Origin of the sequence: Carnobacterium divergens DSM 20623 (assembly GCF_000744255.1) — a bacterium.
GTDB lineage: Bacteria > Bacillota > Bacilli > Lactobacillales > Carnobacteriaceae > Carnobacterium > Carnobacterium divergens.
Genome location: NZ_JQLO01000001.1, coordinates 2557711 through 2571519, shown reverse-complemented (window position 1 = coordinate 2571519; position 13809 = coordinate 2557711). Strand labels below are relative to the sequence as shown.

Genomic DNA, 13809 nt, shown 5'->3' with positions numbered 1-13809 from the left:
TTTAATTTTTATCGATGGTAATATATTTGTAGTTTGGCGAACCAATTTGATATTGAATATAGTCCTTTACATAATTTTTGACTAACATTGAATCGGCTTTTTGATACAACGGAATAATCCCTGCGTCTTCTAGGATAATCTTTTCAGCAGTTAAATCGGCTTGGTATTTTTCTTCTTCATTTGCTGTAGTCACTGCCGTTTTAACAGCCTCATCGTATTTTGGATTAGCGTACTTTCCGCCATTAAAAACAGAATCCGATAAGAATAAATTTAAGAAAGCATCTGGATCGTTTTCATCTGCGCCCCAGCCTGATAATAGCAAGCCAAATTGTCCCGAATCACCCAGTTCAATTCTATTTTTAAAGGGTACGTTCTTAAGTTTGATTTTCACTCCGTCCAACTCGTTTTCGACACTACTTTGAATAAATTGACTCACTTTTTTACTCGTCTCGTCGTCATCCGTCACTAGTTCGATTTCCACTTCTTTAATACCTGTTTCTTTTTTAGCTTCTGCCCAGAGTTGTTTCGCTTTTTTCTTGTTATAGGTTAGATACTCACCAGACTCTTTTCGGAAATCTTCTCCTGTTTTTGGATTTTTAGCTAAATTTTTAGTGACTAATCCGTCCAGTGCTTCTGAACCATTTGAAATAATTTCATTTACTAACTCGTTACGATTAATTGTTAACGCTAATGCTTCTCTGATTTTTTCATTTTTTAATGCGGAAATATTGGTTTGGTTGATTTCTAAATATACAGAACGGGCTGTCAAAGGAGCAATAAATTCAGGATCTGCCAAATATTGTTTTGCATATTCTCCTGTTAATCGAACTAAGTCAAGCTTGTCATCCTGATAAAGATTAATTCCTGTCGCCGTTTCTTTGGTTACTTCATTGGTGATTTTTGCTAGGGCAACATTCTTTTGATCCCAATAATCAGGGTTTTTGTTGTATGTCCACGATAAACCTGTTCCATCCCACTCGCTTAGTGTAAAGGGACCATTGTACAATGTATGTTCACTATCGGTTCCAAATTTTTCACCCTGTTTTGTAACAAAATCTTCATTCTGTGGAAAAAAAGTACCTCGTGTAATTCCCGACAGAAAGTTCGCTGTTGGTTTTTCTAATTGGACCTCTAAAGTCGAGTCGTCCAAGGCTTTAATCCCTAAGCTATCTACGGGAGCCGTTCCATTCATAATCGCCGCAGCATTTTTTACCGGCTTCATCACGAAAGCATAATTAGCTGCTGTTTTTGGATTGACTACTCGCTTCCAACCAAACTCAAAATCTTTAGCCGTTAACGCGGTACCATTTGACCATTTTAAATTGGGTTTTAACTTGAATGTATACGTTAAGCCGTCTGCACTGATTGTCGCATCTCCATCAGAAAGAGCTGGAGCAGGTTTTTCTTCCTTATCTAAACGGTACAGACCTTCCATGACTTGATTGATTGCTGTAAAGCTAATCGCATCTTGTACTAAGGCTGGATCCATTGTTGGCAATTCTGCTGGCACACTCAAATGCAATTCTGTTGTTTCTTGGTTGCTAGAACTCGTGTCGCTTGCTTCTTGATTGTCTTGCTGACACCCTGATAGCACTAAAAAAGCGGATAAAAATACAAGTTTTTGAATTCTTTTCATTTGTTACTCCCCCATTTTTTTGTCACTTTTAGTTGATTAAATGACTTAGTAATTGTGTATTCCAAAGTTTTAACTATCATACACAACTATTCAAAAAAATGCAAGTTCATTCACTAATTTTGTTTAAAAATGGCTAAAATGAATAAAAGTATGTATAAAACGTATATTTTATGTATATTAAGATAGAGATGTATACAAAAAAACACTAAACGAATGTACGTTTAATGTTTTAAAGTGGAATAATCGTATCGTCGATTTCTTCCGTTTTCTCTGTTGTTTGGATTTCAATAATCATTTTATGTGGCAAACAAACACTGGTTTGACCGGGTTTGCTAATCCATCCTGTTTTCACAGCTACTTGATCTGGGCTATTGTCTTCTTTATCTCGAATTCGCGTACCATCTACTTCAATAATATTGTATTGCCCTTTTGCTGGATGCAACGTAAAGGTTTCATGTTTGGTTGATTCTGACAACGTAATGCGCCTTTCTTCTTTTCCATTTATGGAAATAACGGCTACAATCTCACTGTCAGCAGAAACATGGCTATTTTGAATGGTAAAAATCACAATTGGAATAAAAGAAGCAAGCATTAATAATGCTACAATAATCCAATCAAATGGTTTGACCAATTCATAATGCTGTTTTAATCGTTTCATTTTGGCGACTCCTATCAACTTTATTACTTGTATTATAGCATGTCTCTCCAATTTTTTTATAACAAGTTGAAAAAGAAAGTGGGCTATTAAATCATAAAAAGCCAGTTGCCTCTAAAGTGGTTAGCAACTGGCTTTTTAAGTTTATTTTTTAGTTTTGAATTTTTTTTCAAAAAGTGGACTTACTGATTTGTTTTCGTGAATACGTTTAATCGCGTCTCCCATTAAACTACCAACACTTACTTCAACAATTTTTTCACACTTACGATCTTCTGGTAAATAAATTGAATCTGTTACAATCAGTTCTTTGATAACAGAACTTTGGATACGTTCTAAAGCAGGACCTGACAATACTGGGTGAGTACAACAAGCGTATACTTCTGTTGCGCCAGCTTCTTCTAAAGCACCAGCAGCAAGAGTAATTGTACCCGCTGTATCAATCATATCATCAATCAAAATACATTTTTTTCCTTCAACATTTCCAATAATATTCATGACTTCCGCTACGTTTGCTTTTGGACGACGTTTGTCGATAATTGCAATCGGTGCTTTTAAGAATTCAGCTAATTTACGAGCACGTGTTACACCACCATGATCCGGTGAAACAACTACAACATCCTCATTTGCAATATTATGTGTTAAGAAATAGTTTGCAAGTAATGGTGCCCCCATTAAATGATCAACTGGAATATCGAAGAATCCTTGAATTTGTGAAGCGTGTAAATCTAATGTCAAAATACGGTCAGCGCCAGCAGCTGTAATCATATTCGCTACTAACTTGGCAGTGATTGGTTCTCTTGAACGAGCTTTACGATCTTGTCTAGCATATCCATAATACGGAATAACTAAATTGATTGTTTTAGCACTTGCACGTTTTAATGCATCGATCATGATCAATAACTCCATCAAATTATCATTGACTGGACTTGATGTTGATTGCACGATATACACATGGTCCCCACGAATACTTTCTTCAATATTGATTCGAATTTCTCCATCGCTGAATTGATCCACAGATAATCTTCCTAATTCTACTCCTACTTCATCCGCAATCTTTTGGGCTAAGGGACGGTTTGAGTTCAATGCAAAAATCTTTAACTTCGGATCAAAATAATGTTCTGACATAATGGCCTCCACTTTCTATTGTATCAAAAATTTTAGTTATCTTATCAGTATAATACTAGTCATTTTTCACAGAGAAATCAAGTAAATCTCTTAAATATTTTTTAATTTTTAATGTGGAAGTTTTTTGAAATAATCTGCTTTGTTTTCTTGCCTAGCTCTTGCAATGGCTAAACTGCCTTCTGGAACATCACTGGTAATGGTTGAACCTGCAGCAATGTAAGTGTTTTTTTCAACTAAAACGGGGGCAACTAAATTCGCGTTACAGCCAATAAATACGTTGTCGCCTACCGTTGCACGATGTTTGTTTTTTCCGTCATAATTAACAAAAATGGTGCCACATCCGACATTGATATTTTTCCCTAAGTCAGCGTCTCCAACATATGTTAAATGTCCTACTTTAGAATCTTCATCAATAACAGCATTTTTCACTTCAACAAAATTGCCTAAATGAACGCGCTCCCCAATCGTGCTATTTGGTCGTAAATGACTGTATGGTCCAATATTGCTATCATTCGCCATTTTAGAGTCTTCAAGATTAGAACTTACTACTCGAACGCGGTCTCCAATTTGGCAATTGTTGATTTCTGAATGTGCTCCAATAAAACAATCTTCACCAATGATTGTTTTACCTTTTAAGATAACACCAGCTTCAACAATCGTATCGCTCCCAATTTGAACATCGCTATCAATATACGTTCCTTTTGGATCAATTAAGGTCACCCCATTTTTCATATGGTTGTAATTGATTCGTTCACGCATCGTGCGGTTCGCTTCAGCTAAGGCAATACGGTCGTTAACCCCTAAAGCTTCATCAAAATTTTTCATGCGGTATGCCGCAACAATTTGATTGTTATCTTTCATAATTTCAATCACATCTGGCAAATAATATTCGCCTTGGGAATTTTTATTTCCGACTTTAGTCAAAGCATCAAATAACATTTTATTGTCAAAGCAGTAGGTTCCTGTATTGATTTCTTGAACACGGGCTTCCTCATGAGTAGCATCTTTTTGCTCTACTATTTTCTCCACAATTCCTAGTTCATCACGAATCACACGACCATAGCCTGTTGGGTCTTCTGCAAAAGCAGTTAAAATGGTTGCTTTTGCGCCTTTTTCTTGATGATAGTCAAACAGATCTTTTAACGTTTCTGATGTTAACAACGGCGTATCTCCACAAATGACTAGAGTGACACCTTCTTGATCTTTTAATAGACTCGCTGCTTGAAGTACCGCATGTCCTGTTCCTAATTGCTCTTCTTGTAAGGCATATTCTGAACGATTGCCTAGATACTCTTTAACTTTTTCTGCGCCAAATCCAACAATGGTTACTACGCGATCTGTACCTGCTAATTCTACTTGTTCAACAACGTGTTCTACCATTGGTTTACCTGCAACTGGATGTAATACTTTATATAATTTTGATTTCATTCTTGAGCCTTGACCTGCTGCTAAAATGATTGCATTTCGTTTTGTCATTTTAATGACTCCTAACTGATTAGTTTTGTTTTTTTCACATATTTTATTTATACTCAACTATTCAATAATAGCCTAAATGTAGTTATTTTTCAACATACAACTCAGGCTACGTCTTTGTTCAGTCTACTCATTTATAAAGGTAATTCCTATTGAAACAGAACTATACCAATTAAAATAAGCCTTTTCAAAAATGATTTTCTTCAAAATCCAGCAATCCATATTTTTTTTGAAACCGTTGAATAATTTTTAACCATGATGCGCTAAAGAAAAAAAGAAAAAAAACATTTGATAACGCATGCGCCAAATCAAAATAAAAGCTTGCAGCATAAGCTTGTAAAAAAGTTAATGCTGTTAGGGGTTGAATAAAGCCAATTACATACCATAAATTCATAATCCAACCAAAAATAAATCCCCAAATAAATCCAAATACTAAGCGTCCCCACATTTCTTGTAAGAATGGAGTCTTTCCTAATAAACCAGCCGTATATCCCATCAATCCCCAACAAAACATTTGCCATAAAGTCCAAGGCCCTTGTCCTAAAAACATATTAGAAACTAGCGCTGCTGTTGCGCCAATCATAAACCCAGATTCCTTACCTAGAATCATCGCTGCAACAATAATCACAAAGCTCGTTGGTTGAACACTTGGGAGCATCGCGAAAGGAACTCGGCTCACTGCCGCAATCGTTGCTAAAACTGCAATAAAAACGATTTCTCTAGCAGTCATTTTTCGCCGTTCAAACCGTTGATACAAAGGGTACATTCCCATTGCTAAAAAGATAAAGCTCAGCAATAGATACTGTTTCCCGCTCACTAATAATGAACTAATCAACAAAGTAGTCATACCAATTATCGAAGCTAAAATAGGCTTAATTTTCAACATATGGCAATACATCCTCCCAGATCAAAGCATTTGGCAGTGAATGTCGAACTAACCGATTGATACTTGTTGTGTAAAAGAAATTATCACTAAAAAATTCTTTAGTGGGTGCTTTTGAAATAATTCTGCCATCAAATAGCATCGCAGTTTCATTAAAATAACGCGCTGCAAATTCTAAATCATGAGTTGCGACTATAATCAGAACTCCTTCCTTTTCTAACTCTTTTAGATAAATTCCTAAAGTAGCTTTTCTAACTGGATCTAAACCTTTCGTTGGCTCATCTAATAGTAAAATTTGCGGATTTGATAACAAAGTGATTCCTAACGCAATTAATTGTTGTTCCCCACCACTGCAATCAAAAGGATTACGTAGAGCTAGATGTTCAATTTCTAGCTTCTCCAACATCTTTTGAGCAGTTTTTTTAGTGTCTTTTAACGCAAGCTGTGCTCCCCGTTCAACAAATTCTGCTAATACGGTATCATTAGCAAAATGATAGCTTGGATTCTGTGACAGATAACCAATTTTTTGGTAACGTGTTGCTAAATCAAGTTTTAAAATAGCTTGTTTATCGATACGAACTTTACCACGCCTTGGTTTTAATAATCCTGCCAACACTAGTAATAACGTTGATTTTCCTGTTCCATTTTTACCTACAAGTGCTAAACTCCCTTGCTTTGGTAAGGACAGACTTAACTCTCTTAAAATACAACGACCTTGCGCTTCGTATTGGAAAGTTAGCTTTCTGGCAATAAGGTTAGCTTCTTGTTCTTTTTCAACGTTCGCTGGAATCTCAACTGGCTGAACAGGCTTAAAAGTTGGCAAATTCCTTTGGCCTTCATTCACAGTAAAATAACATTCTCCCTTCCCTAATTCAATAAACAATCTGGGGATTTGAGGGATGAACAACTTACTAGGAGCTGTCTTTGCTAACTGTAAAACACTTCTTTTTGGTTTATCTTCATAACTAATTTTTCCTGATTCCATAAAGATTAACCGCGTTGCAAGCGGTAAAATATCATCTAAACGGTGCTCACTAATTATAATGGTCATTCCCAGTTCCTCTTGAACTCTTTTTAATAACGTCAGAAAATCTCTCGTTGCTACTGGATCAAGTTGCGCCGTCGGCTCGTCTAACAACACCAATTCAGGTTGTAAAATTAAGACGCTTGCTAAATTAATCATTTGTTTCTGTCCTGCAGATAATGTATGAATTGACTCTTCCATTAAATGCTGAAAGCCTAAAAAGCTCACCATTTCTGCAATGCGTTTATTGATAATATCAGGAGCACACCCACAATTTTCGAGAGCAAATGCCAGCTCGCCCATCACGGTGTCCATTACAATTTGGTTGTCTGGATTTTGAAAGACCATCCCGACTTCTTTGGCAGATTGAATTGGGGTTAGTGTTGAAAAGGGTTGCCCTTTATAAAGACGTTCTCCAGAACGCTTGCCGATTGGTGACAACTCTTTTTTTAAGTGTTTTAACAATGTCGTCTTTCCACTTCCAGAGGCGCCCGCAATTAAAACAAATTCCCCTTTACCTGCACTAAATGAGATATTGTCTAACGCTTTTTTTGCTTCATCTGGGTAATTAAAATTTAATTGTCGTGTTTCAACCAGCGCCACCATATTCTTTCCCTCCCTTCTAAAAATAATGGAATTCCAATAAACAAACTAATAAAAATGAATAGGAACCATTCATTTAAGGTGGTGAATCCCCAGTTGCTAAAGGATGTATATACGCTGTACACACCTATCCCCTTTATTTTCCAGCTGATAATCGTAATGAAGAGCGTCCCTCCGATTACTCCTATGAACCAGTCTCTCACTTCCATAAAATATCGTAAATAGCTTGTTCTTTTAGCAACACCGTATCCTCTTCCTTCCATTGAATCTGCTGTTTGCAAGGCTTCTTCTAGCGAGCAAATCAATAAAACTTGAACTAATTTCATACCATTTTTAGCACGTTCTCTTAGTTTTCCCGTTTCCATTTGAATGCCTCTCGTTTTTTGCACTCTTGTAATCGTAGTCAGCCTTCTCAAAAATAGCGGAACAAAACGAATTGTGATCATCGTTAATAAGGTTAACTGTGGCGAAATTCGTGAAAAAAGATATAAAAATTTATGAGCAGTTATGACTTGATTATAAGAAATAAAAATCAGCATTAAATTTAAATAAACCACTGTCATTAATAATCCATACAGCACAGCTTCTAAAGTAACTGGATTAGCACCTAAATAAAAAAGAAAATAAGTACCTCGATGATTTAAAAGTCCATTGAATAAAATAATCGCCAATAAGAGTATCCAGGATTGTTTAAACATCTTTTTTACTTTTTCGGTATTTCCTTGAAGTATATTTAGCAATAGCAACAGAAGAAGCTCTGTTAAAATGATGACAGGTTGTGTAAATAATATCACTAAAATGAACAATCCTAAATAATAGCTTGTACTGATAGCTGGATGTATTTCGTCCAATACTGTCTTCATACTTCACCTCTTTTCTATACTAAGAACCAGCCAAAATTAATAAGCTAATTTCGACTGGTTTAATTTATGCTATGCTTTTTTACGTCTACTCAAAACAATTCCACTTGTTCCGATTAAAAATAATCCGACATTCAACCCATGATTTTGCCAGGTTATCTTTTCACCTGTTTTAGGAAGTGCCGATTTAGATTGCGTAGTCACCTGTTTTTCTTGGTTTTGTTGACTAGTCGCTAATGGCTCACTCTCATTTTTTTGAGGTACTTGAACTTGAACAGCTTCTTCTTCTTTTGGTAACTCTATCACTGGCTCAACTAATGATAATCGTTGACCAACCATTACTTCGTCATTTTCCAAACGATTCCAACTACGAATGTCTTCAATCGCTAACCCAAAACGAGTTGCAATTAAAGCAAGCGTATCTCCTGCAGTAACTGTATAATAACCACTTTCTGGAATTGGTAATGGTGTCTTTTCTACTGGCTCTGGTATTGGATTTGGTTCTGGATCAGGAGTTGGTTTAGCTTCTGATTGGGTTAATAAAGGGACGGGATTTTTTTCGAAATCATAGATAGAACCTTTCTCTTCTTGGAAGAAACGATATTGCGCAAGGGCATAAATAACTTGTTCTAACGCTGCACCATTATTGGCAGTATCCGTTGCAACCCATTTAAAGCCACCATCTGCTAACTGATAAGTCAGTAATGCTTCAACCATCGTAGCGTCTTTCGTGTACAGCGGATCCATTGGATTTATTTGATTACTAGTTAACCCCATTAATGCTTGCGCAATTGTATTGGAATTTTCTTCGCCCCAAAACCCAGCCGATTTATAACCACCTGAAGGTTCTTGAACTGCTGCTAAATAACGAGCAGCGTTATTAATTGATTCTTGAACTGCTGGTTTATCCCGATGATTAGCTAATGACGTCATGACCATTCCCGTAATATCTACATCACTTTTTGTCCCAAACAGGGCCCAACCGCCGTCTGATTTTTGAAGAGAGCATAGCCTATCGACTAATTGATCCAATGTAAAAGCTGCATCCTCTGGTACGGTATAACTTTTTGTTTCAAGTGCAATTAGATTATAAATAATGCTATTGATGCCTTCATTTAAAAGATTTTTATTTTGATACATTTCGGCCACTAAATTTTTGTGAGTTGTTGCTTCTGGGATAGATGTAGGGTCAGCGCCGATTGCAACTAAACCAATCAATGTTCGAGCATAATCTGTCGAGGCTAAACGATTGGCTGTATTTAGATAGGTCACTACCTCACTGTAGCGCGCTTGCCTCATTTCTTGACTAGCAGGTTGCAGGGAACGTGCACGAGCTAAGGCTTCCCAGTCACCGCCTATTTTTTCCTTTTCCATCATTTTTGCTACTCCTCGATTTTCAGCTTCCTGAACATTCGAATTGCTTTCTGCATGAACACTATTGCTTGAGATACTTAACAGGAAAATCCCTGCTACCACGATTTGAATGATTTTATTTTTCATGATGTTCCTCCATTTTTAGTTATCCTTGTGGGGCACCAACATCTTGCCCTAGATTTTCTGTATATTTCCACTCAATTTGATCGCCATTTTTTAAAGGGTAACTGTTTGCGCCATATCCAGGAAATAAACCATTGACTGCGTATAACCAACCACTTTCAGGCCCTTTATCCTTTTCGTAAAGGTTATTAATGCCTGCTACATAACTTCCACCGAAGGTTACTTCAATTTGAATACCATTTGTTTTACAAAAACGAGTTAAAACGGACATCACGCTTTCGCCTTCCTCTATTTCAACTTTTTGTGAAGTGCGCAAGTAAGCACTAGAATTAGCCGTTGTTCCACGAATTGAAAGGTTAACGGTTGGTTTTTCAACAACTTCTGGAGCTGGGGTTGGCGCAGGTTTCACTGGTTTCGTAGAATCTGATTTTTGGGGTTCTTCTGGTGTCGATTCGCTGCTTGTTTCTTCTTGTTTTTTAGATTCTTGAGAAGGATCACGAGCTACTTGCGTTTCAGGACTCACTTCAGGAATTGGATTCGCTATTGCACTACTTTCTGTTTTAGATGCTGTTTTTTTATCATCAAGAGAAGTGCCTTCTTTTTCTGTAGTTGTTGTTTCTTTTATTTTTTGAGAATCAGAGTCTTTTTTAGCACTCTTTTTTTTCTCTGAATGTTTTAACGGTTCCTTTTTTTCACTTGTTTCTACTTTAGGCGCAATATGGCCATATTTGCCATTCACAAAAATACCACCGACGGTAAAGAAAACTAATGCTCCTGTTACAATTAATTGAATTTTCTTCTTTTGCATTTCACTCCTCCTCGTCATTTTCAAACTCCATTTCTTTATTATAATCGCCATTTTAATCGGTTACAACTGTTCTTAGCTTCTTTATTGAAATACTTCTTTATTTAACCGCTTTTATCCCTTCTTAAAATAGGCTATACTGAAATCAATACAACTATGTTTAGGAGGATTTTATTATGGTATTCAGTTCTGAAAATGATTGGATAGAAAAACTAGCATTAACGCCCCATCCTGAAGGTGGATTTTTCAAGGAAATGTTCCACTCGAAAGAGACCTTCATTACAGAAGACCAACGACTAAGACACCACTATTCTAGTATTTATTTTCTTTTAAATACTAAAAGTCCTTCTCACTTTCATCGTTTAAAATCGGATGAAATTTGGTACTACCATACAGGTTCGCTATTATCTGTTCATTTATTGCATCCTGATGGTCGTTATGAAGAAATAAAATTAGGTCTAGACCCTTCCAAAGGGGAAGTCTTACAGGCTGTTGTTCCAAAAAATGTCATTTTTGGATCTAGCGTTGAAGAAAAAGATGGCTTTTCTTTAGTTAGTTGTATGGTCTCTCCTGGTTTTGATTATCATGACTTTGAGTTGTTTACTCAAAAAGAGCTCCTAAAAGATTATCCAAATCATAGTGGCATTATCAAAAAATTAGCTTACTTTGAATTACCATCTGCATAACAAAAAGCACAACAGAAAATTTCTGTTGTGCTTTTACAACTGACAGCGCCCTATTCTTAAGTAAAACATGAGCCTCCCCTTTAAAAAGGCTTTGTTTATTCATTAAATCAATGTTTTTTATCTATTGACTAATTGATAGGCTCTGTTGATAAAAATCCACTTAATGACGAATCATAAAATGATTTTTCACCTGTGATTAATTATATCAATAAGTTTACTTTTTTACTTTTTTATTTTTTCTTGTTTAATAGAAATTTAGTTTATAATCGTGCTTAATTGGCGTCATTCCTACTATTCTATTCATCAAAAAAAAGCCATTGATTCAAGAGAAATTTTCTTGAATCGATGGCTTTTTTTACTTAAAGTAGTTTCCTGGGCTTACATGAATCGTTTTATCGCGGATATCAACTTCATCTACACATAGTAAAGATGAATAATCCTCAATCATACGATTTCCACTAAAAGTTGATTCAGCAAAAACAGTAATCCCAACGAGTTCTGCTTCAAATTCTTCAATCAAGCTCTTCATCCCGTTAACCGTTCCGCCGCCTTTCATAAAGTCATCTACGATTAAAACGCGAGATCCTCTTTTTAGACTACGTTTTGATAGTTCCATTTTTTCAACTCGTTCAGATGAACCTGACACATAGTTGATGCTTACTGTTGAGCCTTCTGTAATTTTTGAATCACGACGTACAATCACAAAAGGAACATTCAAATAGCTTGAAACAGCTTGAGCAATTGGAACTCCTTTAGTTGCAACTGTCATTACAGCATCAATTGGCTGATTTAAATATTGCGTCGCAATAATTTTTCCAACTTGACGCAAGATGTCTGGTTCACCTAATAAATCAGATAAATAAACATACCCACCTGGTAGTAATCGATCTTGTTCTGATAAGCGTAAACACATCTCTTTCACAAATTCGGCTGCTTCTGCTTCTTGGATAGCAGGAATAAACTTGACGCCGCCTGCTGCTCCTGGTACGGTTTCTAACGTTCCTGTACCACGTTCTCTAAATGTTTTTTTTACAATTGTTAAATCTTCACTGATAGAAGATTTTGCTGAATCATAGCGATTTGCAAAGTATGTCAAAGAAACTAATGTATGGGGTCTTTCCAATAAGTAACGGGTCATATCAATCAGTCGTTCACTTCTTTTTACCTTCAAAATGGTCACCTCTTTCTTAATATTAAAAACCAAATTTTACACTTCTCCTATTATACGGCTTAAAACAAAAAAAAGGTAGTTATTTCTATTGTTTTTTGTTAAAATGTTCGTTTTTGTTATTATTTTCTCATAAAATTTGATTTCAACCTTCGCTTTTTATACTTTTTGACTCATTTTAAACGAACTAGCATTTATGAGTTGTTTTATTACATATATGATAGTTTTATTGTTTTATTCGAAAACTAAAAGTAATATGAAATAGTAATTAAAAATTATTTTGTTGGAGGAATTTGATGAACTTGAAAAGAAATGCTATTTTATTAACCTGTGGAGCGATTTTATTTACAACTTCTGGAACCCTATTGTCTCCTATGTCAACACAAGCAAGTACAATGAAAATTAATCAAAATAAGATTGTCGAAATTAAAGACCCCGTTTTAAAAGAAGCCATCAAAAAACAATTAAATCTTACACCTGATGAAGAAATCACTTATGACAACATTCAAAAGTTAACTGATTTAAATGTTTCAGAATCTGCCATCAAAACACTTGAAGGCTTGGAAAATGCTCATTCTTTAAAAACACTTTATCTTTATCATGTTCAACAGTTTGATGGTAATTTAGCACCTATTGCAGGTTTGACAGAGCTAACTGAATTAAATGTCGGTAAAGCGAACATTACAGATCTATTGCCTTTAAAAAATCTATCCAAAAACATGGTGGGTATGAGCTTTGAAGACAATCCTCATTTAACTGATAACAACAACATTTTAGGAGCTTTTACACATCTCAAAACACTAAGTATTAACAATACAGCAATTTCTAACCTAGATTTTCTAAAAAATATGTACGATTTAGATATCTTATTTTTAAACAACTTGCCTCTTGATGCTACTTCTCAATTAACTTATATTAGCCAAAATAAAGCACTAACGAAACTTTCGATGAATAATCTTGCTCTTTCATCGCTTGAATTTATTAGACCTTTACAAGATTTACAAGGATTAAGCGTTAAAGACAATCATATTGTAGATTTCCGACCACTGACAGCGACTAAAGTTGACAGTCATAACGATGATTTATTTTCTGCTGAAAATCAATCTATTTCCCTACCTGAAGGAACAGTTGGACTAGGTACTCATGTAAGTTTATACCTTCCAAAAAATGACGCGCCTGTTCTTAAATGGAATGCTTTAGGTGATTTTGTTAACAATCAATTAACTTGGCACGAAACAGGAGTAAATACGTTAGACTTTTCATCAAATGACAATCTTATTTCTGGAACTATCCAACAAGTAATTAAATAAAAAAAAAAGACACTTCTCAACGGAACTGCCACTATAATTAGATACAACTATAAAAGAGCACCTCAAATTTAGTAAAATAAATTT

12 protein-coding genes are annotated in these 13809 nt (G+C 35.5%); 2 read left to right on the top strand and 10 right to left on the bottom strand.

The window, feature by feature from the left end; all coding sequences use genetic code 11:
* Position 1 precedes the first annotated feature (1 nt).
* The 9 genes from BR52_RS12220 to BR52_RS12180 form a co-directional block, all read right to left on the bottom strand.
* Positions 2 to 1636 (bottom strand): peptide ABC transporter substrate-binding protein, encoded by a 1635-nt coding sequence (locus BR52_RS12220; RefSeq protein WP_034573235.1) that lies wholly within the window; start codon positions 1634 to 1636, stop codon positions 2 to 4.
* Between the two features lie 229 nt (positions 1637 to 1865).
* Positions 1866 to 2294: a NusG domain II-containing protein gene (locus tag BR52_RS12215; protein ID WP_034573232.1), complete on the bottom strand. Its 429-nt coding sequence runs from the start codon at positions 2292 to 2294 to the stop codon at positions 1866 to 1868.
* 141 nt (positions 2295 to 2435) lie between these two features.
* Positions 2436 to 3416: a ribose-phosphate diphosphokinase gene (locus BR52_RS12210; protein ID WP_034573230.1), complete on the bottom strand. Its 981-nt coding sequence runs from the start codon at positions 3414 to 3416 to the stop codon at positions 2436 to 2438.
* Positions 3417 to 3524: 108 nt separating this feature from the next.
* Entirely contained in the window at positions 3525 to 4892 is a 1368-nt protein-coding gene (gene glmU, locus BR52_RS12205; protein WP_034573227.1) for a bifunctional UDP-N-acetylglucosamine diphosphorylase/glucosamine-1-phosphate N-acetyltransferase GlmU, read from the bottom strand.
* Between the two features lie 184 nt (positions 4893 to 5076).
* A complete protein-coding gene (locus tag BR52_RS12200) occupies positions 5077 to 5775 on the bottom strand; it encodes an ECF transporter S component (RefSeq protein WP_034573225.1) in 699 nt (232 codons plus the stop codon).
* Positions 5762 to 7402 (bottom strand): ABC transporter ATP-binding protein, encoded by a 1641-nt coding sequence (locus tag BR52_RS12195; RefSeq protein ID WP_034573223.1) that lies wholly within the window; start codon positions 7400 to 7402, stop codon positions 5762 to 5764. The genes BR52_RS12200 and BR52_RS12195 overlap by 14 nt, the downstream gene beginning before the upstream one ends.
* Positions 7372 to 8262 (bottom strand): energy-coupling factor transporter transmembrane component T, encoded by an 891-nt coding sequence (locus tag BR52_RS12190; RefSeq protein ID WP_034573222.1) that lies wholly within the window; start codon positions 8260 to 8262, stop codon positions 7372 to 7374. Before BR52_RS12190 ends, BR52_RS12195 begins: the two co-directional genes overlap by 31 nt.
* Positions 8263 to 8331: 69 nt before the next feature.
* Positions 8332 to 9759, bottom strand: a complete 1428-nt coding sequence (locus BR52_RS12185; protein WP_051915725.1) for a LysM peptidoglycan-binding domain-containing protein — start codon at positions 9757 to 9759, stop codon at positions 8332 to 8334.
* A gap of 19 nt (positions 9760 to 9778) precedes the next feature.
* Complete coding sequence (locus tag BR52_RS12180) at positions 9779 to 10564, bottom strand: DUF4430 domain-containing protein (RefSeq protein WP_034573220.1); 786 nt, start codon at positions 10562 to 10564, stop codon at positions 9779 to 9781.
* A gap of 173 nt (positions 10565 to 10737) precedes the next feature.
* Between BR52_RS12180 and BR52_RS12175 the strand changes: the two genes are divergently transcribed.
* Positions 10738 to 11247, top strand: a complete 510-nt coding sequence (locus tag BR52_RS12175; RefSeq protein ID WP_034573217.1) for a cupin domain-containing protein — start codon at positions 10738 to 10740, stop codon at positions 11245 to 11247.
* A 355-nt stretch (positions 11248 to 11602) separates the two neighbouring features.
* Here BR52_RS12175 and purR read toward each other — a convergent pair whose 3' ends face one another.
* Positions 11603 to 12418, bottom strand: a complete 816-nt coding sequence (gene purR, locus BR52_RS12170; RefSeq protein ID WP_034573954.1) for a pur operon repressor — start codon at positions 12416 to 12418, stop codon at positions 11603 to 11605.
* A 293-nt stretch (positions 12419 to 12711) separates the two neighbouring features.
* On the opposite strand from purR, the gene BR52_RS12165 reads away from it, so the two are divergent.
* Positions 12712 to 13725 (top strand): leucine-rich repeat domain-containing protein, encoded by a 1014-nt coding sequence (locus BR52_RS12165; protein ID WP_034573215.1) that lies wholly within the window; start codon positions 12712 to 12714, stop codon positions 13723 to 13725.
* Positions 13726 to 13809: the final 84 nt, after the last annotated feature.

What these genes read in the sequence shown, in the direction of transcription:
- BR52_RS12220 (WP_034573235.1), bottom strand. Translation starts at nt 1,636, where the DNA reads ATGAAAAGAATTCAAAAACTTGTATTTTTATCCGCTTTTTTAGTGCTA.
- BR52_RS12215 (WP_034573232.1), bottom strand. Translation starts at nt 2,294, where the DNA reads ATGAAACGATTAAAACAGCATTATGAATTGGTCAAACCATTTGATTGG.
- BR52_RS12210 (WP_034573230.1), bottom strand. Translation starts at nt 3,416, where the DNA reads ATGTCAGAACATTATTTTGATCCGAAGTTAAAGATTTTTGCATTGAAC.
- glmU (WP_034573227.1), bottom strand. Translation starts at nt 4,892, where the DNA reads ATGACAAAACGAAATGCAATCATTTTAGCAGCAGGTCAAGGCTCAAGA.
- BR52_RS12200 (WP_034573225.1), bottom strand. Translation starts at nt 5,775, where the DNA reads ATGTTGAAAATTAAGCCTATTTTAGCTTCGATAATTGGTATGACTACT.
- BR52_RS12195 (WP_034573223.1), bottom strand. Translation starts at nt 7,402, where the DNA reads ATGGTGGCGCTGGTTGAAACACGACAATTAAATTTTAATTACCCAGAT.
- BR52_RS12190 (WP_034573222.1), bottom strand. Translation starts at nt 8,262, where the DNA reads ATGAAGACAGTATTGGACGAAATACATCCAGCTATCAGTACAAGCTAT.
- BR52_RS12185 (WP_051915725.1), bottom strand. Translation starts at nt 9,759, where the DNA reads ATGAAAAATAAAATCATTCAAATCGTGGTAGCAGGGATTTTCCTGTTA.
- BR52_RS12180 (WP_034573220.1), bottom strand. Translation starts at nt 10,564, where the DNA reads ATGCAAAAGAAGAAAATTCAATTAATTGTAACAGGAGCATTAGTTTTC.
- BR52_RS12175 (WP_034573217.1), top strand. Translation starts at nt 10,738, where the DNA reads ATGGTATTCAGTTCTGAAAATGATTGGATAGAAAAACTAGCATTAACG.
- BR52_RS12165 (WP_034573215.1), top strand. Translation starts at nt 12,712, where the DNA reads ATGAACTTGAAAAGAAATGCTATTTTATTAACCTGTGGAGCGATTTTA.